Annotated in this window: 19 protein-coding genes; 3 read left to right on the plus strand and 16 right to left on the minus strand. The window is 51.3% G+C overall.

The features are described from left to right. The first annotated feature begins 272 nt into the window (after positions 1-272). Complete coding sequence (locus EOE65_RS15810) at positions 273-1,772, plus strand: aldehyde dehydrogenase family protein (protein ID WP_127695497.1); 1,500 nt, start codon at positions 273-275, stop codon at positions 1,770-1,772. A 38-nt stretch (positions 1,773-1,810) separates the two neighbouring features. Here the strand turns inward: EOE65_RS15810 and EOE65_RS15815 are convergent, their stop codons facing one another. The 14 genes from EOE65_RS15815 to peaA all read right to left on the minus strand — a co-directional run bounded on the left by EOE65_RS15815 (position 1,811) and on the right by peaA (position 14,926). Next, positions 1,811-2,476 carry a 2-hydroxychromene-2-carboxylate isomerase gene (locus tag EOE65_RS15815; protein ID WP_127695499.1) on the minus strand — a complete coding sequence of 222 codons (666 nt, stop codon included), beginning with the start codon at positions 2,474-2,476 and terminating at the stop codon, positions 1,811-1,813. Between the two features lie 35 nt (positions 2,477-2,511). After that, on the minus strand, positions 2,512-3,153 hold the full coding sequence (locus EOE65_RS15820) for a YceH family protein (protein WP_127695501.1): 642 nt from the start codon (positions 3,151-3,153) through the stop codon (positions 2,512-2,514). A 193-nt stretch (positions 3,154-3,346) separates the two neighbouring features. Continuing rightward, entirely contained in the window at positions 3,347-3,643 is a 297-nt protein-coding gene (locus tag EOE65_RS15825) for a hypothetical protein (RefSeq protein ID WP_127695503.1), read from the minus strand. Positions 3,644-3,989: 346 nt separating this feature from the next. Continuing rightward, positions 3,990-4,283 (minus strand): hypothetical protein, encoded by a 294-nt coding sequence (locus EOE65_RS15830; RefSeq protein WP_127695505.1) that lies wholly within the window; start codon positions 4,281-4,283, stop codon positions 3,990-3,992. 379 nt (positions 4,284-4,662) lie between these two features. Further along, complete coding sequence (locus tag EOE65_RS15835; RefSeq protein ID WP_127695507.1) at positions 4,663-4,959, minus strand: hypothetical protein; 297 nt, start codon at positions 4,957-4,959, stop codon at positions 4,663-4,665. A gap of 343 nt (positions 4,960-5,302) precedes the next feature. Then, complete coding sequence (locus EOE65_RS15840; RefSeq protein WP_127695505.1) at positions 5,303-5,596, minus strand: hypothetical protein; 294 nt, start codon at positions 5,594-5,596, stop codon at positions 5,303-5,305. A gap of 122 nt (positions 5,597-5,718) precedes the next feature. Continuing rightward, entirely contained in the window at positions 5,719-6,294 is a 576-nt protein-coding gene (locus EOE65_RS15845) for an exopolysaccharide biosynthesis protein (protein ID WP_164847133.1), read from the minus strand. A 162-nt stretch (positions 6,295-6,456) separates the two neighbouring features. Continuing rightward, entirely contained in the window at positions 6,457-7,782 is a 1,326-nt protein-coding gene (gene qhpG, locus EOE65_RS15850) for a flavin-dependent monooxygenase QhpG (protein WP_164847134.1), read from the minus strand. Then, on the minus strand, positions 7,779-8,486 hold the full coding sequence (gene qhpE / locus EOE65_RS15855; protein ID WP_164847135.1) for a subtilisin-like serine protease QhpE: 708 nt from the start codon (positions 8,484-8,486) through the stop codon (positions 7,779-7,781). The genes qhpG and qhpE overlap by 4 nt, the downstream gene beginning before the upstream one ends. After that, positions 8,476-10,224: an ABC transporter ATP-binding protein gene (locus EOE65_RS15860; RefSeq protein WP_127695515.1), complete on the minus strand. Its 1,749-nt coding sequence runs from the start codon at positions 10,222-10,224 to the stop codon at positions 8,476-8,478. Before EOE65_RS15860 ends, qhpE begins: the two co-directional genes overlap by 11 nt. A gap of 146 nt (positions 10,225-10,370) precedes the next feature. Then, a complete protein-coding gene (gene peaD / locus EOE65_RS15865) occupies positions 10,371-11,504 on the minus strand; it encodes a quinohemoprotein amine dehydrogenase subunit beta (protein WP_127695517.1) in 1,134 nt (377 codons plus the stop codon). Positions 11,505-11,515: 11 nt separating this feature from the next. Further along, positions 11,516-11,842 (minus strand): quinohemoprotein amine dehydrogenase subunit gamma, encoded by a 327-nt coding sequence (gene qhpC / locus EOE65_RS15870; protein WP_127695519.1) that lies wholly within the window; start codon positions 11,840-11,842, stop codon positions 11,516-11,518. Next, the gene (gene peaB / locus EOE65_RS15875; RefSeq protein ID WP_127695521.1) at positions 11,843-13,276 is read right to left on the minus strand and encodes a quinohemoprotein amine dehydrogenase maturation protein; all 1,434 of its coding nucleotides are present in this window, start codon (positions 13,274-13,276) and stop codon (positions 11,843-11,845) included. It abuts the gene before it with no gap. A 51-nt stretch (positions 13,277-13,327) separates the two neighbouring features. Continuing rightward, positions 13,328-14,926, minus strand: coding sequence for a quinohemoprotein amine dehydrogenase subunit alpha (peaA, locus tag EOE65_RS15880; RefSeq protein WP_127695523.1), 1,599 nt, complete (start codon positions 14,924-14,926; stop codon positions 13,328-13,330). Positions 14,927-15,261: 335 nt separating this feature from the next. Between peaA and torR the strand changes: the two genes are divergently transcribed. Both torR and EOE65_RS15890 read left to right on the plus strand, forming a co-directional pair. Beyond that, positions 15,262-15,978, plus strand: a complete 717-nt coding sequence (gene torR, locus EOE65_RS15885; RefSeq protein ID WP_127695525.1) for a two-component system response regulator TorR — start codon at positions 15,262-15,264, stop codon at positions 15,976-15,978. An 8-nt stretch (positions 15,979-15,986) separates the two neighbouring features. Next, the gene (locus EOE65_RS15890) at positions 15,987-22,334 is read left to right on the plus strand and encodes an AAA family ATPase (protein WP_127695527.1); all 6,348 of its coding nucleotides are present in this window, start codon (positions 15,987-15,989) and stop codon (positions 22,332-22,334) included. Between the two features lie 115 nt (positions 22,335-22,449). Here EOE65_RS15890 and EOE65_RS15895 read toward each other — a convergent pair whose 3' ends face one another. Together EOE65_RS15895 and EOE65_RS15900 are read right to left on the minus strand one after the other, a co-directional pair. Then, positions 22,450-22,746 (minus strand): hypothetical protein, encoded by a 297-nt coding sequence (locus EOE65_RS15895; protein ID WP_127695503.1) that lies wholly within the window; start codon positions 22,744-22,746, stop codon positions 22,450-22,452. 345 nt (positions 22,747-23,091) lie between these two features. Next, a complete protein-coding gene (locus tag EOE65_RS15900; protein WP_127695529.1) occupies positions 23,092-23,385 on the minus strand; it encodes a hypothetical protein in 294 nt (97 codons plus the stop codon). Positions 23,386-23,809 lie beyond the last annotated feature (424 nt).

The raw sequence follows: 23,809 nt of genomic DNA on the forward strand, positions 1-23,809 counted from the left end.
AAAGCATGTCGTATGCCAAGAAATCAAAATGCATACTTTTCAATAAGTTAATTATCCTTACGCACTGCCCTCTAGTTCTTTTGACCCTGTTGCACTGTCTCACTTTGATACAGCGACCGTCTCATCATGAGACACCTGAGACACCTTGATACAGCCCTCTCAAAACAAAAAATACATATAAAAAACAACAAGTTAATAAAACCACCCGAAATGGCATAGCTCTTGCGATAACAACACTGTTCCTACACAAAAATAATTAAAAGGTTGAAAAGATGAGCGATATTCCAAACACCCCATCCCAAGCTGCACTCGATTTTATTCAGCGCCAACATAAGCTGTTAATTGGCGATCAGTGGCTTGAAGCCTCTAGTGGGCGCACCCACCCGGTGCTTAACCCATCTGATGGCGAGCAGATCACCACAATTCAAGCGGGTGATGTTAACGACATCAACAAAGCGGTTGCAGCCGCACGCCAAGCATTCGATGACTCGGAGTGGAGTCGCATCCGCCCTGTCGCACGCCAAAAGTTGCTGCTCGACTTCGCGGACCTGATTGAGAAAAATGCACCGCTGCTCGCAGAGATCGAAGCCATTGATAACGGTAAAAGTGCGGTGATCGCCGAGCATGTGGATATTCGTCTGGCCGTTGACTTTTTGCGCTACATGGCAGGCTTTGCAACGAAAATTGAAGGCCGTACCGTCGATGTCTCACTACCGTTTATGCCGGATAACCAGTTTCATGGGTACACCCGCCGCGAAGCGGTTGGTGTGGTTGGCGCGATTGTCGCTTGGAATTTCCCATTGCTACTCGCGTGCTGGAAGCTAGGGCCTGCACTCGCAACGGGGTGTACCGTTGTACTGAAACCCGCTGAAGATACACCATTAACCGCGCTGAAGCTGGCGGAGCTTGCCCTAGAAGCGGGCTACCCACCGGGTGTGTTCAACGTGGTTACCGGTCTAGGCCACGAAGCAGGTGCTGCCCTAAGCCAACACCCGGATGTTGATAAACTCACCTTCACCGGCTCCACCGAGATCGGTAAACTGATTGGCCATGCAGCGGTCGACAATATGACCCGCATCACCCTTGAGCTCGGCGGTAAATCTCCCTCTATCATCCTAGAAGATGCCGATCTTGCCACCGCCGCCGCAGGCGCTGCCAACGCGATCTTCTTTAACCAAGGCCAAGTATGCTGCGCGGGCTCGCGCCTGTATGTGCACAGAAAACACTTTGATCGCGTCGTGGCTGATATCTCGGATATTGCCGCCAACATGACGTTGGGTGGTGGTCTTGATGCAACCGCTCAGATGGGGCCATTGGTCTCTGCTAAGCAACAAGCGCGTGTATGCAACTATATCGATCAAGGCCGCGATGCCGGTGCCACAATCACCACCGGTGGTGGCGCGGTTGATCGCCCCGGCTTCTTCGTGCAACCCACGGTTATGGTGGATGTAAACCAGCAATCAAGTGTGGTGCGTGAAGAGATCTTCGGACCCGTTTTGGTCGCCATGCCATTCGATGATGTGGATGAAGCGGTGCGTATTGCCAACGACAGCCAGTATGGTTTGGGCGCCAGCATCTGGTCGAACAATCTATCCGAGGTGCATCGGATGATTCCACGTATCAAGTCCGGTTCGGTTTGGGTCAACTGTCACACAGCACTTGATCCTGCTCTGCCATTCGGTGGCTATAAACAGTCAGGTTTTGGCCGTGAGATGGGCGCAGAAGCCATTGAGTACTACACAGAAGTGAAAACGGTGCTGATGAGTATCTGATTCTAAACCGCGCGCTCGATTGAGCGCGCGTTGCTCACTTAACGGTTTTGAAACTGCTTGCGATCAATGCCACGAGCACGTGCCAGCATCTCTTCCAACGCCTCTCGATCTAGCGGGTCATTGCCTTCAACACACAGCTTTAGATGCTCACGCTGATCATTGCCCCAGAACAGTTCGCCGTCTAGCACGAAGGTCGGAACGCCAAACACATCCTGCGCGAGCGCCTCTTGTGTCTCTTGCACCAATAAAGCTTTTACATCAGCCTCCTGAATGCGCGCCATTGTAATATCAGCGTCTAATCCAACATCCGTTACCAGCTGCTTGAGTGTGTGTTCGCACGAAAGATCAGCACCGCGAGACCAACCTGCCTCAAAAATAGCGCTGATCAGCGCCTGCTGCTGCTCGCCGCTGACCTCTTTTAAGCTCAGCCGCAATGCCGGTAACGGATTGAAGGGGTGGCGCTGGGGTGGGTTGAAATTGAAGCCCTCTGCGTGAGCATAACGATAACAATAACGATACAGTGCCGCTTTTTTAGGTTTCACCTCTGCAGGCCCTAACTGACCCCAGTGGTCGAGCAGCTTCCCGAACACCACAGGGTGCGGTATCAGCGTAAGGCGATGCTGGCGGCAAAACGGCTGTAGCCAACGCCAGCTGAAGTAAGCGTAGGGCGAGATAAAATCGAAGTAAAAGTGCAGTTCACGCATCGTCAGCGGCTTCCTTATAATTTGGGTCTGTTCCGTTACTGGGATTCGTAGTGGCTAAGTTTGAGATTTAACCGCTCTACTTCAGATTCAAGCTCTGCGATACGAGCCTGTAATTGCGCTATTTGATCTGGCGCGACCTCCGCACAAGAAGCACTGCTTGTCTCGATGGGCGCATCGCCAAATAGGTGTGCGAAGCGGGCTTCTCGGCGCCCCGCCTCCCGCGGTAGCATAACAATTAAGGGGGACTCGCCTTGCTGCATCTCCTGCAGTACAGCTTCCACCTCTGCCACATTATTGAAGCTATGGATGCGAGCACAGCGCGAGCGCAACTCCCCTGGTGTTTGGGCGCCGCGTAAAAACAGTACACACAACACCGCCAACTCTGCTTGGCTTAGCTTAAGCTCGCTAAACTCAGTATTGCAGAAGCGATGCTTGTACTTAATCACTCGGCTACCGAAGCCACTTTCAGCCAAAATTAACCGCTTGGATTCCAGTATCTCAAGGGTGTTCGCAACCTCCGCTTCGGTTAGAGACAAGACTGGGTCACGGCTGCTTTTCTGGTTACATGCGTTAGTTAAACTATTGAGAGATAAGGGGTAAAGATCAGGGGTGGTATGCTCTTTTTCGATTAAGCACCCCAGTACACGGATCTCGATATCATTCAGTTGGCGGTCCATCGTGTTGCTCCACTCTACGGTAGGAACGTTTAAAGATAAACCGAAGCTATGAACGACGAAAGTACATTTTAGGCATAAAAAAAGGAGGCCGAAGCCTCCTGACAGAAGATGTCCAATGATGAGAGTATGCGTCTGCTACTGCTGTGCTAAGCGGGGCTTAGCGATAGAACTCGGAGCTTACTGTGGTGCTTTATTACAACAGCGCTTCGTTAGAGTTAGCCGGTACTTCCAAACCAAACGATGCTACGCTGCTATCAGCGTTGTAGGTTGGCGCGCTATCCACTTGAGCAGATAGGTGACCTTCTGTTGACGCACCAAACGCTGTTAGTGGGCTGACTGCCGCTTCAAAACCCTGCTCTGTTGCGACGGTGTGTGCCGCGAGGTTGCTCTCAACGGAGTTAGCACCAAACTGGCTGAGGTCATTCACCGCAAAAGCTGACGTTGCGAAAAGAGCGGATGTGATGATGGCTGTGTTAAGGAGTGTTTTCATGATCGTTTACCTTTTTTGATTCTGTCGGTAGCTCACCTTGTTGGTGGCCTTCATAGCTTGTTTCGATGGGTTAAATGTATATGACGAATCTGAAACGAAACTGAAAAAACCTGAATAGTTTTATTTATTTTTAGCTAAAAATACGCAGCAAAAACCGATTAAACCTCTCGTTAAAACCTTTTAAACCGCAGGTTATAAACAGAGAAAAACCATAGGCATTTTATGTTTTTAGCATTGCAAAAAAATCGCAAATAGCAGCTATAAAAAAAGGGAGCCGAAGCTCCCAACGTGTGTACTGTAAACCTGAGGATAGAGGGGGTGGAACAGTGATGAAAAAAGCGGGGTATTACAGTGTTGCTTCGCTGGATACGCTCGGTACATCAAGACCGTAAGAAGCAACCAGTACCGCACCCTGTGCATTCGCATCAGCAACACGCGTCTCAGATGCTAGATGCGCTTCTTTAGAATTACCTAGTTCAGACAATGGGTTAGCGGTGTTAAAGCCGGTTGCCGTGCTGCTGTGGCCCACTGCAAGGTTTGCTTGCACTGAATTATCAGAGAACTGGCTGAGGTCGTTAGCAGCGAAGGCAGAAGAGCTAGCAAGTACGGCGAAAAGTGTAGAAGCGATAACTGTTTTCATGGTGATGATCCTTTTAATCTGTTGTCAGCGGTGATGCGTGATCAGCGCCTTGAATGTCGTTTTGATGGGTGTAGATTAAAAGATCAATCTGAAACGAAACTGAAAGAAACTAGATTAATTCAAAGAAATACATATTTTTATTTTTTAAATTACGCCTTATAAAAATACAAAGTTACTTCTAACTATAACCCTTAGAAAAAAACAGCCGTACGTTAGAAAACAAACAGGCGCACTCCGGTTATATAGTGCTTTTTATTTTTCACACAAAAAAAAGGAGGCCAAGGCCTCCTTCTGGTTTAAGCGACTTGCTCAAATCACGTGTCGATCTCCCGTTCGTGCGTGATTCGTTATCGTGCTGGTTGGTTACAGCACTGATCGATTACAACAAGGCTTCGTTAGAGTTGGCGGGTACTTCCAAACCAAACGATGCCACGCTGCTATCAGCGTTGTACGTTGGCGCGCTGTCCACTTGAGCAGATAGGTGACCTTCTGTTGACGCACCCAGTTGTGTCAGTGGGCTGACTGCCGCTTCAAAACCTTGCTCTGTTGCGACGGTGTGTGCCGCGAGGTTGCTCTCAACCGAGTTTGCACCAAACTGGCTGAGGTCATTCACCGCAAACGCTGACGTTGCGAAAAGAGCGGATGTGATGATGGCTGTGTTAAGTAGTGTTTTCATGATCGTTTACCTTTTTTGATTCTGTCGGTGGCTCACCTGGTGGGTGGCCTTCATAGCTTGTTTCGATGGGTTAAATGTATATGACGAATCTGAAATGAAACTGAAAAAACCTGAAAACTCTTATTTATTTTTAGATAAAATACGCAGAAAAATCCGATTAAACCTCTTGTTAAAACCTTTTAAACCTAAGGTTATAAACAGAGAAAAACCGTAGTTCCCTTATCTTTTTATCAATGTAAAAAACGTAAATAGCAGCCATAAAAAAAGGGAGCCGAAGCTCCCAACGTGTGTACTGTAAACCTGAGGATGGCAGGGATGGAACAGTGATGAAAAAAGCGGGGTATTACAGTGTCGCTTCGCTGGATACGCTCGGTACATCAAGGCCGTAAGAGGCAACCAGTACCGCACCCTGTGCATTCGCATCGGCAACACGTGTCTCAGATGCTAGATGCGCTTCTTTAGAATTACCTAGCTCAGACAATGGGTTAGCCGTGTTAAAGCCGGTTGCTGTGCTGCTATGGCCCACTGCAAGGTTTGCTTGCACTGAATTATCAGAGAACTGGCTAAGATCGTTAGCAGCGAAGGCAGAAGAGCTAGCAAGTACGGCGAAAAGTGTAGAAGCGATAACTGTTTTCATGGTGATGATCCCTTTAATCTGTTGTCGGCGGTGATACGTGATCAGCGCCTTGAATGTCGTTTTGATGGGTGTAGATTAAAAGATCAATCTGAAATGAAACTGAAAACTATCTATTTATTTATCTAGATAGAAACTTGAGTTAATACTAAGTAAATACTTCCAGCTGAAAACGTACAACCTGCGATAACAACGACGCCATCATTTGTGGTAATGCCTACCGCTGTAAATAAAACTGCTAAAGCAGGTAATGCTGCTAAAAAAGGAACGAGTTCTAAAGGGATCATTAACAAACCCGTGATCCCACATGCAAAAGCGATGGCGCGCTTAGACCACTGCTGTGTCATAAATTTGAGTCGCGGTTTAAATATCTTATCCAAGCGTTGTGCGAAGGGACGGGCGTAGTTCACACCTTTGAGAAAACGGTCTCGACTCAGGGTGATTGAGGTTAAGCGTTTCGGTAGCCATGGCGATGGATCCCCCATGACTCCCTGAATCGCTATCAAAAAAATCGTGATTCCACATAGACTCGGAACACCAGGTACAGCAGAGGTGGGTAAAATACCAATCAGGGCCGGTACGATGAGCATCGCGCCGAGCCCTCGGCTCTCCAACTGTTTGACCAGTTCACCAATTGACGTATCGTCGCCCTCGGTGTCGTCTACCAGCTTTTCCAAAAGATCAGTTAAGCCGTTTCTCACAATATCCCCCTTGTACCTGCATACCAAACTCACGTTAGCGTTAAGTCACACGTACAAAAGGAAAAGCAAAATACATACCATACAAAAGAGGGCTTCACGCCCAATTTTCAGAGACGTTGCCTGTAGCATTTACAACATCTGCTGTAATTAGTTCGCAGCGCTCTATTCAGTAACCCAACCGTTTTGACTCGCCCAAAGTGCCCACTGGGCCGCAGCCTTGGCTGGCATCCCCAGTACTCGTGTAAAGCAGGCCTCAGAGCTTTCGTGAGACTTACGCTGCGCTAAGGCTTTTGCAATGGGTGCAAGTGGCTGACCATTGAGGTGCCATATTCCCAGTGGCTGATCATTGGTGGTCACCACTTCAGCAAGCTCTATAAAGCCCCCTTTAACCACCGGCATCATCACGACCTCAATGGAGCTTGGGTCTGCTATTTGGTGCAGCGGTGCTGTATCGGGCCAGCAGGCTCGCTGTTGCCAAAACGGCTGTGTCGGCCATTGCGCTTCCAATGCATAGAAGTCGCGGCCAATGCGAGCAAAGCGATGAAACAGGTGATCAACTCGCTGCTGATAGAACTGTTGCGCCAGAGCTGCATTCTCGGGCTTGTTAATCAAGGTATTGATCACGGCAGGAGCCTGTAAAGCACTGGATAGCGATTGAAAAATACCGTTACCCGAGAGCGGATCAACCGCCATGGCAGCATCACCCACACGAATCCAGCGCTCACCAACCGCTTGTTCGCAAAGAATGGGGGTACTGGTTCGCGCATGAAGCTCGCCAGTCGGTTCAGCGTCTTGGGTAAAGTGTTGAGCCTGCGGCAAGGAGAGTAGAATCTGATTACAGTGCGCCACTAGAAGTGACTTTTCCGGCAGCGTTTTGCTCGCCACATCAAAGGTTAATTGCAGATAGCGGGTCCCATCTGCACCTGCAGCCATCCATGCCCATCCTTCTGTAAAGCTAGCTGCAGCCGAGCAAGGCGCAATAGGAGCACCCTGCCAATACTGCAGCAACGAGACGGTTTCTGGGCCGCGCTTACGAGGCAAACTGGCGCTTGGAGCACTACGCCCGCGAGCCTCAACCAGAAAAGAGGTCGTAAGCGGCTCAGATTGCCCTTTCAGGTAAACATCAAAGCCATGGTTATGCTCTTCAACTTTACTAACGCGCCCTGTGATCACTCGGATACTAGCGGCTTGCAAGTCTTGAAGAATTCCAGCATCTAGCTGCTCACGATCGACCAGACGCTCGGTATTCGCTGTCGCGGCCGTGCCATTCCAGCTCGCCATACGTGGTGTGGGCGCAGGCAGCGCTTCAAGCGCATAACGAAAACCGACATTGCGCAAACCTTCGACAACGCGCTCAGACACGCCTTCCATCGCCCGAAATGGCCGCGGGGTCGCCACCACCGCAACCGTGAAGCCTAACTTGGCCAACCCTAGCGCAACGGCACCGCCTGCGGGCCCACCTCCCAACACCAGAATAGGATCTGTCATGCTTGCTCTCCGTCTGCTTGCTGCCATGGCAGCACCTCTGCGCCTTGATAGGTGGCAGCATCACACAACCATCGCGTGAGCGCCTCAAGATCATGCTGAGGGTGCTCCATTAAGTGCTGGGCTATAAACCCAGTTAGGTAAGCTGTCGCAGCGCTGGCCCCCACAACGCCATTCTCCCCTTTTACATGCGCGCCAAAGTCAGCTAAACGCGTTTGCAACCGGGAAAACTCATCTGGCTGACAGCGCGCATCGCCTGTCATACGCAGCACGCCTTCGTACGCGGCGGGAAAAACGGGTTCTCCCCGTGCCGGTGTAGAGGCCACCAAGATCACGCCCTTTCGTCGTGCTCGATCACACGCTAGCTTCAGAACATCGCGATCTTGGCGCAACCCTAAACTCAGGTTGATTACATCAACCTGCTCATCAACGAGCCAGTCAATGCTCGCCGCTACCTGTGCTGCTGTTGTCGTTAAGCGCTCGCGAAATATCTGCGCCACCACAAATTCCGCATCAGGTGCGCAGTGGCCAATAATACCTAATAGAGCAGAGCCATGGCCGAGCTGATCCGCCATCGGTGCCACCTGTTCAACGCCACCATCGCGAAAGACAAAACTCGCCTGCGCGACAACCCGCTGATTAACGTCTAAAAACGCAGAACGGCTAAAACCGCACCCGCTATCCACCATTCCAACCTTAACTGGCACCCTGCACTCCCGTTGTATCTGTGTGACGCGGTAGATCATCTAGCAGTTGCTGTTCATGCAGCAGGAGACGCTCATCAACGTCCACCAGTGTTGAGGCACGATGGCTAATGACAATGCGCGTTGTGCCACTGAAAAGCCGATTCACATTGGTGATCACTTCACGTTCAGTCGCTTCATCCACCGCCGACGTGGCCTCATCTAAGATAAGGATCGATGGCTGCTGCAGCAGCGCTCTGGCGATGGCAACACGCTGCTTTTGGCCGCCCGATAGCTGGCTGCCCCGCTCGCCAATCGGTGTTTCGATCCCTTGCGGTAGCGTGGCCACCCAGTCAGTTAGCTGTGCCATCTCGATTGCGTGGAGCAATTGCTCTTGAGTTGCCGAGGGCGCAGCATAGCGAATATTGTCGGCTAGTGAGCCGCGAAATAGTGTCACTTCTTGGCTTACAACCGCGATATGTTGGCGTAACTGATCCAGCGGAATATGACGCAGCTCGACACCATCTAGCAAAATCCGCCCCTGCGACGGATCGTAATAGCGCAGCAGCAAATCAATCACAGTTGATTTTCCAACACCCGATGGGCCGATCAAAGCCGTGCTGCGACCAGCGCTAAAGCGAGCATTTGCTTGCGATAAGATGGGCCGGTCTGCTTGGTAACCGAATGTCACTTGTTCAAAAACAATATCCCCCTGCACATGCTCAGGCAGTGTGACCGGCTGCTCCGGCAAGCTGACCTCTGGTGTTGCGCGGCGCAGCTCCATGACTCGGTCTAGACTTACCGACATCCGCTGAATCGCAACGTAAAGCCCCAAGAGACTTTGCACAGGGCCCGTCGCCATCCCCAAATAGGTTGAGAACGCGATAAGCGAACCAAGCTGCCACTGCCCCTGAATAACCCAGTAGCCGCCGATTAAAAATGCAGCGGCGCGGGTTAAAGAGGTCAATGTCGAGGGGATCGCTTGCGTAAAAAACTCCACAACTTGAAGATTGAGAAGCTCGCCGAGGTAACGATCACTTAAGCCGTTGAGCTTGTTCGCTTCACGTTTCTCTTGTGCAGAGGCTTGAATAAACTTCATGGCAGGCAGCGTTTCCACCAAAAAGGAGCTAAGATCAGCGGAGCGCTCACGCATAATGCGGGTTTGGCGCTCTACTTTACGCCGCATCCAGCGCAACCAAAGTACCTCTAATGGGATCAGCACCAGCACCAACAGTGAGAGCTGCCACGAGAGTGACACCAGCAATACCAATGCACCAACTAAGCCCAAAACACTGCTAAACGCAGAGAACAGACTATCCACCGCAAACCGTTGAATCTGAGAAACATCGCCATCTAAGCGCGAGAGAATATCGCCGATACGACGTCCGCCAAAAAAGCGTGGCGATAGTGTTTGTAGGTGGCAATACAGATGTTCACGCAGCGCAAACAGGATGCGTCCTGAGAGCTGAGTGTGCAGATAGCGATTCACACCCGACAGTATCGTACTCAGTATGCCCACCCCGATCATGGCGCCAGCCATCACCAGTAACAAATTGTAATCACCCGCGAGCAAGGCATCATCGATCAACATTTTGGTCAACCAAGGCTGTAGCAGCACAAAGGCTGAGCCGAGCATTGATAATCCCAATAGACCGATAATGGCGCGCCGATGGGGCCGAATAAAGGTATATAGCCAGCGGAACGCCTGCTCTAATTTCGCAGGATCTTTTCCGTCAACCGCTGCTGCTAACCACTTAACCATTTGAACGCCTTATTATTTTTTCTTTTTTATAGCAGCCGCCAAGAGCAACCACCAGCGCTTTAGTGCCAATCTATCACCTTGGAGAAACGCAAAAAGGGCTATCCAAGACAGCCCTTTTTTTCACCGATATCTACTGTTGAGCCTGATTAGTGCAGTTTAACAACTCGCAGGTCCGCAGAAGACATATCGCCAGTTAGCTGGATGGAAGCGATCTTCTCCAGCGTATCAGGGTTATGTACTGAGATATCGCTAGATGCACCGCCGATGTAGATCGTGCGGTTGCTGTCCATGTTGATGCTGTAGAACGTGTGATCCAGATCCACTGCCGCAACGGTCTCTTTCTTGCTGATATCGTGCTTCGATAGCTGGTTAAATGCGCCGTACAAAATATCTTTGTTAAGCGGATCAGTAATCCAGTTGAAGACGATAAACTCAAACGGCACCGTTTCAGTCTCTTCTACTTCACCCGATGCCAGATCGATGCGGTTCATACCCCACCAGAACTCAGCTTTCTCCATATCCCCAGGTGCGCCGTTCCACTTAATCGTGAAGTACGGCATGATGTATTCACCCACGTGCTCACCTTGGTTGAACATCGCGAAGGCATCAGGTGGAACCCAGCTGCCCGCACGATTCCAGTTCTGGATTTTGCTCAACATTTTCACTTCGCCCGTGTTCGGGTTGATCGCAGTCAGATCTGCGCCGCCCAAGACGATACGACCATCGCCCATGACAGCGATTTTAGTGATACGGCGATCCACAGGATACGTGCGTAGCGGCTTAGCATTGAGGCCAGCTGCCGTGTCATAAACCGCTAAGCGCGGCTGCAGAACATCGTAGCGATCATTCAGCTTACGCGTTGGGTTTTGCACGGTGTATAGCTCTTTACCATCGTTACTCACCGCCAACGAGACAAAGGTTTTTACACGCTCGCCATTGATTGACTGGTTTGCTGCAAACACGATGTCGCAGTTGCGAATATCAAAACCCACCACCTTCTCAGTACCGGCGGTTAACACGTACGCAATACGTCCATCGGGTGAGCTAGCAATTGAGCCGCTACCAAAGGTGCCCGGCACATCACAGCTACGCACCACATCCTTTGTTTCTGTATCAATGATATGCAGTTGGTTCGGGCGCGTTACCGTCAGTACATATTCGTGACCACCCGCTTTCATACCCTGCTCAGCCATGGGGTTAGCCGCACAACCGGTTAACAAGGCCGCACCGCTGGCAGCACCCATTAGCGCAACCGCTTTAAACAATCGAGAAAAAGTCATCTGCGCCTCCGTTACTGGTCGTTCTCTGGGAAGATGCCGTCAAGCTTGCGCCAATCTTCATTCGCTTTCGCCACATCTTGTGACCACTCTGGATAGTTGCTCATGGTGTCAGGCACCTGAGCTGGCCACCAGCACGCATCTGCACAACCGTAAAGGTCCGACTCCATCGGCTGACACAAGGAACCGAGCCCGCCAAATGGATCAACTTCCCAGCCGGGATCATTCGTGGAGGTACAGCCCACCACAGATTGCATCGCGACCACCTCTTCAACCTCATTCTGAGAGGTTGCTTGGTCGAGCATTTTTGCTTTCTTGTTAAAAGACTTTAGATGTTTCATTTAAGCACTCCTTCTAGGAGAGACATGAGCTTCGAAGAAACTCGGATTCTCTAGCATGATGCGTGTGTACGCCTCTACCCCATAATCAACCCAGTCACGTAGTAGGTCGCAGTAGTGGTAGGAAGGTACGGTTGCATCACCATATTTTGCGTAGCTTTCGTGATAGCAGCCACCCGAGCAGATATTGCGGATACGGCACGTTTCACAGCCGGTATCCGTGCGATCAAGACGCGTCTCCACAAAAGTCGCGAGGCTGGCTTTATCAAGCCCTTCGCTGACATCACCAAACAGCGGCTGGTCTGAACCTGTGAAGCGATGGCAAAGATTGATTCCCCCCTTTGTATCCACGGCTAAAAGCCCAACACCCGCCCCACAAGGCAGTTGTTTTTTATTGCCCTCATGGATATCGGTCATCAGCATATGCATGTTGCCAAAGCCCATATTGCGGCCCTCAAGCGCAGCTTTCAGGTACTTTTTACCTAAGCGCTTCATACCTGCAAACACCTCTGCCATCTCATCGGCAGTCAGGTTAAAGGAGGTAATATCGCCAGAGGTCACTGGCCCAAAACCCACTTCAGCAAAGCCAAGATCGTTATAGAGGTGATCAAAGATCGCTTCCACATCGGTAATCCCACGCGTCAGTGTGACGCGGCACCCCACAGGACGAGATTTATAGCGCGATAGCAGCATCGCTACCTTCTGCTTCACCACGTCATATGTGCCCTGACCACCCACCGTGATACGGTTTTTATCGTGCATCGCTTTTGGCCCATCCATCGAGATGGTCAAGCCAAAGCGGTGCGCATCAAACCAATCCACGAGCTCTTCATTGAGCATGGTGGCGTTTGTGGTCATTGTGAAGCTCACCTCTGACTCAAGCGCAGCGAAGCGCTCTTCACAGTAGGCAACCACATCACGGATCAGCGGCATATTGGTCAATGGCTCTCCGCCAAAGAAAACCACATTGTACTGGCGCTGATTGGGCGACTCCTTGAGCATCATCTCAATCGATTGCACAGCCGTTTCAAAGCCCATCTTGTCGCCCTTGGACGGGGTCGTCAGATCCTCTTTGTAACAATAGGTGCAGCTCAAGTTACAGCCGGTATTGGTGTTGAGCACAATGGTTGTCAGTGGAAATGACTCCACCGCTTGAGGCTCCATATTGATTTGTGCGGCACTGCCCGCATCTGCGATGATCTTGAGACTCTTAAGCTCAGCTAGCGTCTCCGTCACATCATCAACCTGGAAGCGCCCGCCAAAGCGCGCTTTGATGTGTGCTGCTGATACTTCCGCCTCTTCCGAAAACAGTTGTATCAACTCATCCGACAACGCATCCAACTCGAAAAGGCTGCTTGTCGGTACATGGAACATCATGCGGCGCTCGTCCACATCCACCAAATGCATGTTGGGTTTTACGAGTGTTAACGATCCCATTTGGTCGTCCTCTTATTATTCTACTTCGCCGGTGCTATCACACACCTATGGCTACTGAACAGCTCGCTTGATATACACAGGCACTGTGACCAGTAGGTGCGCATCACCCGAAACTTGTTCATCGCCTTCACCCATGGATGCAACCACTTTCAGGTTACCCAAGTTGTTAGTCGAGAACTTACGCTCTGGGTTAAGACCTGCGTCACCCGGTGTAAAGATACCCTGCTGGTCGATTGAACCGGCGTACTTCGTATCTTTATCGTGTTCAGCTGTTTCGTTAAATGGCGCAACAGACCAGTTCGCTGGCATATAGCCAAGATTGAGGTCATCGGCTGTACCCGCTTTGCCATCTGGACCAGCGCTAAAGGCTTGCGCACGGTAAGTGGATTGCACTTTCGGTACCAGGCCGCCATTACCACCGACCCGAGCGATCGACTCAGCCGGAACCACCGCCACACGCGCAACCTGATCATAAACAGCCAGCGCTTGCTGATCACGGGATTGGCCAACGCGAACATCACGCGCACCGACAGTGGCGTTCTTCTGGGCACGCGCTAGCACAACGATGCGGTCGTTATCGCGTGTCAGTACTTTTTCAACGCTAACACCACGGCCTAACGAGACGTTACCCTTCAGCTCGCTACCCATGATAGTGATCTCTTGTACAGCACCTTGCTTGATTGCAGCGGGTGATACACCTGCGATAGCGGTGCCAACATGTGCGTTGATCTCGCCACCCATCTCATCACGTCCCACTTGATACATACGGCCCGTTAGCTGTTGGCCATCTTCAGATGCCGCCATCACTTGGCGCATCTTGGTACCGTTCACGTTCAATTGCGCACGCCACTCGTAGCCTGCGTATAGTTTGGCTTTACCGCTACCTTTGAGTGCAGTGCCATCAACAAAGTGGCCATCGAGGGTCAGCTCAAAGCGGTTGTTAGAGGTTGGCGTAATCGTCAGTGTGGCACTGTAGTCGCCCTGCTCAGGTAAGAAGCCTGCAACACTCCAGCGGCCCGCAAGCTCCGGTTTAGGCGCGGCTTGCCACTTTTTCCACGCAGCATCGTGGAAGTTAAAGTCTTTTGCCAACTTGGGTGCCGTATCGTTTAACGCGATATCGTACCAAGAGCGGTCACGCGCTAAGGCGTGCAGTTCAGTGGTTGGGTTGATCGCCATGTGGGTGTTGACATGCAACTTCCACTCCGCTTCTGTTCGGCGTTGCAGGCCAAAGCGCGCGCTGGAGTGGCAACGCGCACACATCTCAACGTAAGCGGGATCTATGTCCTGCTCAACAACGTTGGGCTGCTGCTCTAATACATAACGATATGGCGCGGTTTCAGATGGCGCCAAGCCTTGCGTATCAGCGAGGTATTGAATGACAGCTTGTTTCTCTTGCGGCGAGATAACGAGTCCATTCAAACGCTGCATGCGGTTGATGGTCATGTGCCACCCTTCCGGGGTTTTACGCTGCTGGCTGATGCGTGAATAGGGAGCCTCTGGATCGCCAGTGCGGGTATGGCAGATCAGGCATTTCTCTTGCAGTACGCTCGCACCATCCATCGCAGACACGGTTGTTGGCGCAGCAATCGCCCCCAACAAAGCCAGTGCACTTCCGCCCAGTAGGGCTCGCTTGGATTTATTATTATTCAAGGCCAATTACTCCTGTAAGAATTATTGTCGCAGCATCACTTTCACAAAAGCGATGCAGGCCCATCGAGTTAAGGAACGTGTCGGTTTATACACAATGGCCAACTTACCGGCGCGGTGTAAATAAACTTGCCTTGTTTTGTGTTAAGTTGTGCAGGTATGTAACAAAATGTAACAATACAGCACCTTTATATTTACAACCCTTTGTTTTCAATAACTTTTATCATATTAACAACTTAACTTTCTTTCGTTTTTCGGCCACTTCTCTCACCTTTGTGGGGTTGCTACACTCGAACAACACGCCCAAGAGCTGGCCTAGATAGCGACACAACACGACAATGACACACGCTAACCCACACCATATTTTGATCGTCGAGGATGATTTTGCTTCTCGCGCCCTGCTGGTCAGTTATTTTGAGAACGCGGGCTATCGCGTTTCTGAAATCGATCACGGGGACGATCTGCTACAGCGCATCCAAACAGAGCATATCGATCTGGTGCTGCTGGATATTAACCTACCCGGTAAAGACGGCCTCACACTAACACGCGAGCTACGCGTACAATCCAAGGTGGGTATCATCTTAGTCACCAGTAAAGGCGATGAGATCGACCGCATCGTGGGCCTTGAGCTCGGCGCCGACGACTACGTGACAAAGCCCTTTAATCCACGCGAATTGCTGGTACGCGCGAAGAACCTTATTTGGCGCGTGACCGACCAAGCCACGCAACCGGCAGAAACCGATAGTTTGATCCGCTTCGAGGGCTGGTCGCTCGACAGCAGCCGCCGGTTACTCAGTAGCCCAGATAACAGCACCGAACGCCTTCCAGAAGGAGAGTTCAAGCTGCTGCATACGCTGATCACTAAGCCCGGCCAAGTCCTCAGCAGAGACCAGCTAATGGATGCGATCCACGACCGCGCTTGGACACCGAATGACCGCTCAGTGGACGTAATGATAGGCCGTTTGCGCCGCAAACTCGGTGACAACCCAGCCGATCCACACTTTATCCTCACCGCTCATGGTGCCGGATATATGTTTGCTGGCACCTTAGACTAGGCCACCTTATGCTGCATCACCTTCCGGGATACCAGATTCAGACGATACTACACCGCGGTAAAAACAGCACCGTCAGCCGCGCGCTGCAAGAGAGCGATCATCAGCCGGTAATCATCAAGCAGGCAAACGGCACCGCCAGTGCTGCCGAATGTGCGCAGTTTGAGCATGAATACGCGCTGCTGTCCGATATTGAGGTCGCAGGCGTGATCAAGCCGCTGCGCTGGGTGGCACATAAAACCGCCCCCGCGATCGTCTTTCCCGATGTGGGGGGGATCTCCCTGCGGCAAATGATGCAGCGCAACCACTACCGCTGGGATCAAGTACTGCCCGTGGCCATTCAGCTGGCGAATCTGGTGGGCCTGCTGCATTCGGCACGCGTCATACACAAAAAGATTTCGCCCGATAACGTCTTGTGGATTCCGGAAAGCCGCGATATTTGCCTGATCGACTTTGCCATGGCCACGCGCGTAACTCGTGAACAAGCCAGCTGGAACGCCCAACAATTACAGCCCGATATTCTGCACTACCTAGCGCCCGAACAAACGGGCCGGATCAACCGCCATATCGACTACCGCAGTGATTTTTATAGCCTTGGCGCCACACTGTACGAGCTGTTTACCTCGCGTACACCGTTTCACGGCAAAGAGCCGGCACAGCTGATCCACAGCCACATCGCACAGCATCCGCCTGCGCCGCACCAGCTTAACCCCGATCTGCCCGAGATGCTCAGCCGCATCGTCCTTAAGCTGCTGGCAAAAGACGCATCGCAGCGCTATCAATCCAGCTTTGGCCTGCTGCAAGATTTAAAACGCTGTGAAGATCAATGGCGCGAACATCACAACATCACCAACTTTACCCTTGCTCAGCAAGATGTCTCTGAGCACTTCGCGGTACCACAGCGCCTGTATGGCCGCGCGGCGACGATTCAGCGGTTACGTGACTGCTTCGATCGCGCCACCCGCAAGCCACTAGAGATCGTCACCATCACCGGTTATGCAGGGGTGGGAAAGTCCAGCTTAGTTCACGAACTGCGCCACTATATCCATCAACAAAACGGGCGCTTTATCAGCGGAAAGTTTGACCAATACCGTCGCACCCGCCCCTATCTAGGGCTTTTCTTGGCGCTGCAAGGGCTGATCCGGCAGTTGCTCACCGAAAATGAGCAGGAGATCGCAGGCTATCGCGAGGCTTTAACAGCAGCACTAGGACATAACGCTCAAGCCCTGATCCGCTTAGTGCCTGAGCTGGAGTTAATCATCGGCCCACAGCAAGATGCTCCGCGCTTATCAGTGATGGAGGAGCAAAACCGCTTCTCACGCTTGGTTATTGCCCTGCTGCAGGTCTTCGCCACCTCACAACGCCCCTTAATGCTGTTCCTCGATGATTTGCACTGGGCAGATCTGGCATCGTTTCACCTGCTGGAATCGCTCGCCAACAGTGAGGATCTCACCAACCTTGTGATTATCGGCAGTTACCGCGACCATGAAGTCAGCCCCGCACATCCGCTACGCCGTACCCTAGAGAAATTGCATAGCAGTCCGGCGCACCTTGATGAGATCGTACTCGAGCCACTCAACCACAATCAGATCGTACGCTTAATCGCCGATACGCTGCGCCGCGAAACACACCACTGCCAAGTGCTCGCGCAGCTTTGCTTGAGCAAAACCCAGGGCAATCCCTTTTTCCTTACCCAGTTTCTTTACTCTTTGCATGATGAGGGGTTAATCACTTTTAAAGAGAACCGCTGGCACTGGGATGAAGCGCGTATCCGTTCACGCGAAATGACCGATAATGTTATCGATCTTATGGTGAACAAAATTCAGAAGCTGCCCACCAGTTCCTGTGAGGCTCTGCGTCTTGCCGCCTGCATCGGCAGTCCATTTGACCTGCAAACGCTATCCACGATCTTGTCGCAATCACAGCAACAGACACAAGCTGATTTAAGTGCCGGAGTCAGTGAAGGCCTGCTACTTCAGGTGGACAGTAACTACTCGTCACACTCTGGCCTGACCTTCAATAAAAAGCGCTACCGCTTTGTCCATGATCGTATCCAACAGGCCGCTTACTCGCTGATTCCCGCCGCTCAGCAACCCGATCTCCACCTAAAAATTGGCCGGATTCTACAGCAGCAACTGCCCACCGAAACCGACAGTAGCGCGGTTTTCGAGATCACCAACCATCTCAATCAGGCGTTAGCACTGATCGATACGCCCGATGCGAAACTAGAGCTTGCTAAATTGAACGCTCAAGCCGGCGCACAAGCGTTGGGGTCGGCAGCTTTCGATGCGGCACTCAGTTACCTGCAAGAGGGAGTAGCGCTGCTGCCACACGATGCGTGGCAGGCACACTATCCGCTGGCCCTAGCACTGCATACCCATGGCGCGGAGGTTGCGTATATTCGCGGTGAGTTCGATACCATGCAGCGCTTTATCGATACCGTTATTGCCCATGCGCGTGAGCGCTTAGACCGGGTACGTGTTGATGAGATCCATATGCAGGCGTTGATTGCCCGCAACCAGTTTGATGCAGCACTGGATATCGCGCTTGAGACACTCAAGCTCCTCAAGGTCGATCTGCCCCGCCATCCAAGCCGCTGGCAAACCAAGCTGGGGATGTGGCGGACTCAGTGGTTACTGCGCCGCCAGCAGCAACACCAGCTATTAAGCGCTCCCGCGATTGAAGATCCGCACCAGCGCGCCACGCTGTCGATTTTGGCGAGTATGTTTGGAGTGGTGAAGTTCTCAAGTTCAAACCTGCGCCCAATCGTCATGGCGAAACAGGTGGAACTGACGCTCTCTCACGGCATTACACCCCATGCGGCCATGGCGTTGGCTGGCTACGGAGGGATTCTGTGTGGCCAAGAGCAAAAAATTGTCGATGGCTACGCCCTGGGCAACATTGCTATGGAGCTTGATCAGCGGCCCGAAAACAGCAGCACCAACCGCTTGATCCGCCACAAAACACTTTACCTGTTCAACACCTACGTGCGGCATTGGAAAGAGCCTCTAGCAAACACGCTGGACTCGCTTTTAGAGGGGCACCAGTTAGCGTTGGATGGCGGCGATATCGAGTGGGGAAGTTACTGTCTCGCGGCCTATATCCAGTACGCTTTTAACCTAACGGCAGACTTTGCTAGCCGCCAGCCGCTGTTAGAGCAATACACCGAGCTTTTAGCCGGTTACGGCCAAAAGCAATCGCTACAGTACTCGCTGCTCGCGCTGCAAGCGATCGATAACCTGCTAGGCAATAGCGAAGATCCAACGTATCTGTGTGGCCGCTTCTTTGACCAACAGATGCTAACCGAAAACCACCGCGAAGATCACCGCACGGCCATCAGTATCTATCACTACTACAGCACCTTATTATGCTATCTATTCGATGCCGACGAAAAAGCGTTGCAACATAGCCAAGCAGGCCAACGCTATCTCGCTCATATCAATGCTACCTACACCAGCCCGTGTTTTGTCTTTATCTCCACACTGGCTGAAATCAGACAGCTGCCCAAACTCAGCATTTTGCACCACCCCCATAAGTTCAGGCGTATCCAAGACAACTTGCGCCAACTGAGGCTATGGGCAGAGCACTGCCCCGAGAACTATCAGCACCTGTTGAGCTTGACCCAAGCTGAGCTGCATCGCAGTAAGCAGGAGTTTAGTCTCGCGATGGATTTTTATGACGCCGCCATTAACCAAAGCCGTAGCCAAGGATTCCACCTGATCAGCGCTCTGGCCAATGAGTTGGCGGGCCGCTGCTATCTTGAGTGGGACAAAACCCAGATCGCTCGCACCTACCTGAGTGAAGCGTGGAGTGCCTATGAAGCATTAAAGTTGAGCGCTAAACTGCGCCAACTCAGCGCGCGTTACCCTGATATTTTCGCCCATCGCACCATGCAAACGACGGCCCTTGAGCCTGAGGTCGTCGATATCCAAGATGGATTATCGAATCAGCACCTCGATACCAATGCGATCATCCGCGCATCACACGCCATCTCTGATGAGATTAAGCTCGAAAAGCTACTCGGACGCTTGATGGCGCTAGCACTTGAGAACGCTGGCGCGCAACGTGCGATTCTCGTATTAAACCAAACGGAGGGGCTCTTTGTTGAAGCTGAGGCCCAGCTCGATAGTCCACCAACCTTCTTTACGGCACAGGCATTAAACGATACTCACTTGGTGCCGATTAGCGTGGTGCACTACGTCGCACGCACTAAAGACGATGTGGTACTGAGTAACGCACATCGCCATGAGATGTTTATGCAAGACACCTACATCCAGCGGCGCAAACCTCGCTCGCTGCTGTGTATGCCGATTCTTTATCATGGCGAACTCACCGCTATTCTCTATCTGGAGAACAACGAAAGCCGCGATGTCTTTGACCGTACACGCATGGAAACCCTGCAGATATTGTCGGCACAAGCAGCGATCTCCATCGAAAACGCGAAACTTTACTCAAGTTTGGCACGTTCCGAGCAGGAGTATCGCTCGCTGTTTGAGCACGCCGTCGAAGCGATCTTTAGAACCGACGCATTCGGCAAACTACTATCCGCCAACCCCGCGCTAGCCAGACTATTGGGTTACAGTTCTCCTGCTGAGTGCTTAGCGGGTATTGATGATATCGAGCGTCAGTGCTTTACCCACAGCCGTGACTACCAGCGCCTGCAAGACCGTCTCAACACCCATGCTGAGGTGATCGGATTTGAAACACAATGGCAACGCCGTGATGGCTCACGGGTGGACGTTTCAATCTCTGTCCGCCAGCGTAGTGAGGCCCACGGGCAGCCCAACTACTATGAAGGTTCAGTGACAGATATCACCGAACGGGTTGAACGGGAAAAAGCGCTGACACAGCAACGTCGAGCAGAACTTGAGCTAGAGAAAGCGGAGGCCGCAAGCCAAGCAAAATCAGAGTTTCTGGCCTCGATGAGCCATGAAATTCGTACCCCGATGAATGGTATTCTGGGTATGGCGCAACTACTGGAGAAGAGCCCTCTTTCTGCCGAGCAGCAGCAACAAGTCGCGGCGATTTATCAATCGGGCCAATCTCTGCTGTCGATACTCAATGATGTACTTGATTTTACCAAGGTGGAAGCTGGCCAGTTTCAACCCGAAGCCTCCCGTTTTTCGATTCAAAAAGTACTCGATGAAACCACCCTGATTGTTGATTCACTGTGCCAATCTAAGGGGCTGGCATTTAAGTTTGATGTGCCCACTGCGGTTCCTGCAAACGTTATAGGTGATCGTCGTGCGCTTGGGCAGGTTTTGATGAATCTATGCTCAAACGCCATCAAGTTTACTGAAGAGGGTACTATCACCTTAGCGGTCAGCTGCACACGACAAGCATCTGAAATGGTGCTCAGTTGCCGCGTCCGAGATACCGGTATTGGTATCCCTACTGAAGCCCACAGCCGAATTTTTCAGCATTTCACACAAGCAGACTCATCAATCACACGCCGCTATGGCGGAACCGGTTTAGGGCTAGCCATCGCCAAGCAGATGGTAGAAACCCAACATGGTAAAATAGGTTTTACCAGCAGCGAGGGCCAAGGGAGTGAGTTTTGGTTTGAACTTCCCTACCAGTGTACCGACGAGCACTGCAGCCAAGATCAAACGCCCGATTCGGCGTTAGCATCAACCGCACCGCTGCGAGTACTACTTGTTGAGGACACCCCCATCAACCAACAGGTAGCGAGTGGTTTGCTCGAAAGCGAAGGCCACCACGTTGATATTGCAGCCGATGGCTACACAGCGCTGCGCCTGCACGATGAAAACCGTTACGATATTGTGCTGATGGATATCCATTTGCCCGATATGGATGGCATGGAAACCACCCGTAAGATGCGCACTCACCCTGATACATCCAAGGCGAATGTGCGCATCATCGCTCTGACTGCCAGCATCTCCGAAGCGCAGGTCAATAATTACCATGCAGCAGGAATCGATGGCGTGCTTGGCAAACCTCTGGAGTTCGCCGCCCTCTCGCACTTGCTCGGAAAGCAAACAGCCCAAACCATGGAGGAGCCCAACGTGCACCACCACCTGCTAGATATTAGCCGAATTGAACAGCACCAAAGCGCATTAGGCGATACTGCGTTTATCTCCCTGATTGGCAAGCTTGAACAACAAGTACAGGCACTCTTCGAGCAATTAGTGCAGCAACAAGCGGCCAAACAGCAGCAAGAGGCTTTACATAAACTGGCCGGAGCCGCTGCAAACTTTGGCCTTGATCAACTGGCAGTGAAGTGCCGCGGTTACGAGCAGTTGGGCGCAACGCTAACGCCTGAGCAACTCAATAGTCTAACGGTGGTAGGTGACGAAAGCTTATTGCAGCTACGTAGCTATATAGAACGCGAGGCATAAAAAAAGGAGGCCGAAGCCTCCTGACAGAAGATGTCCAATGATGAGAGTATGCGTCTGCTACTGCTGTGCTAAGCGGGGCTTAGCGATAAAACTCGGAGCTTACTGTGGTGCTTTATTACAACAGCGCTTCGTTAGAGTTAGCCGGTACTTCCAAACCAAACGATGCCACGCTGCTATCAGCGTTGTACGTTGGCGCGCTGTCCACTTGAGCAGATAGGTGACCTTCTGTTGACGCACCAAACGCTGTCAGTGGGCTGACTGCTGCTTCAAAACCCTGCTCTGTTGCGACGGTGTGTGCCGCGAGGTTGCTCTCGACCGAGTTAGCACCAAACTGGCTGAGGTCATTCACCGCAAACGCTGACGTTGCGAAAAGAGCGGATGTGATGATGGCTGTGTTAAGTAGTGTTTTCATGATCGTTTACCTTGTTTGATTCTGTCGGTGGCTCACCTTGTTGGTGGCCTTCATAGCTTGTTTCGATGGGTTAAATGTATATGACGAATCTGAAACGAAACTGAAAAAACCTGAAAACTTTTATTTATTTTTAGTTAAAAATACGCAGCAAAATCCGATTAAACCTATTGTTAAAGCCTTTTAAACCGCAGGTTATAAACAGAGAAAAACAATAGGCATTTTATGTTTTTATCACTGCAAAAAATCGCAAATAGCAGCCATAAAAAAAGGGAGCCGAAGCTCCCAACGTGTGTACTGTAAACCTGAGGATAGAGGGGGTGGAACAGTGATGAAAAAAGTGGGGTATTACAATGTTGCTTCGCTGGATACGCTCGGTACATCAAGACCGTAAGAGGCAACCAGTACCGCACCCTGTGTATTCGCATCAGCAACACGTGTCTCAGAAGCAAGATGTGCTTCTTTAGAATTACCCAGTTCAGACAAAGGGTTAGCGGTGTTAAAGCCGGTTGCTGTGCTGCTGTGGCCCACGGCTAAGTTTGCTTGTACTGAGTGATCAGAGAACTGGCTGAGGTCGTTCGCAGCGAAGGCAGAAGAGCTAGCCAGTACGGCGAAAAGTGTAGAAGCGATAACGGTTTTCATGGTGATGATCCTTTTAATCTGTTGTCGGCGGTGATGCGTGATCAGCGCCTTGAATGTCGTTTTGATGGGTGTAGATTAAAAGATCAATCTGAAACGAAACTGAAAGAAATTAGATTAATTCAAAGAAATACATATTTTTATTTTTTAAATTACGCCTTATAAAAATACAAAGTCACTTCCAACTATAACCCTTAGAAAACAAACAGACGTATGTTAGAAAACAAACAGGCGCACTCCGGTTATATAGTGCTTTTTATTTTTCACACACAAAAAAGGAGGCCAAGGCCTCCTTCTGGTTTAAGGATACTACGAACAAGTCAGGTAATTTTGGTCTGACTTGCTCGCACGCCAACAATACTTCAAATGAGCCATTTAGCCCCAGTTTTCTCACTATGATGCTGCTCTGAGCAACTAAAATCCGTCA

It is taken from the genome of Neptunomonas marina (assembly GCF_004005935.1).
In the GTDB taxonomy this organism is placed as follows: domain Bacteria; phylum Pseudomonadota; class Gammaproteobacteria; order Pseudomonadales; family Balneatricaceae; genus Neptunomonas; species Neptunomonas marina.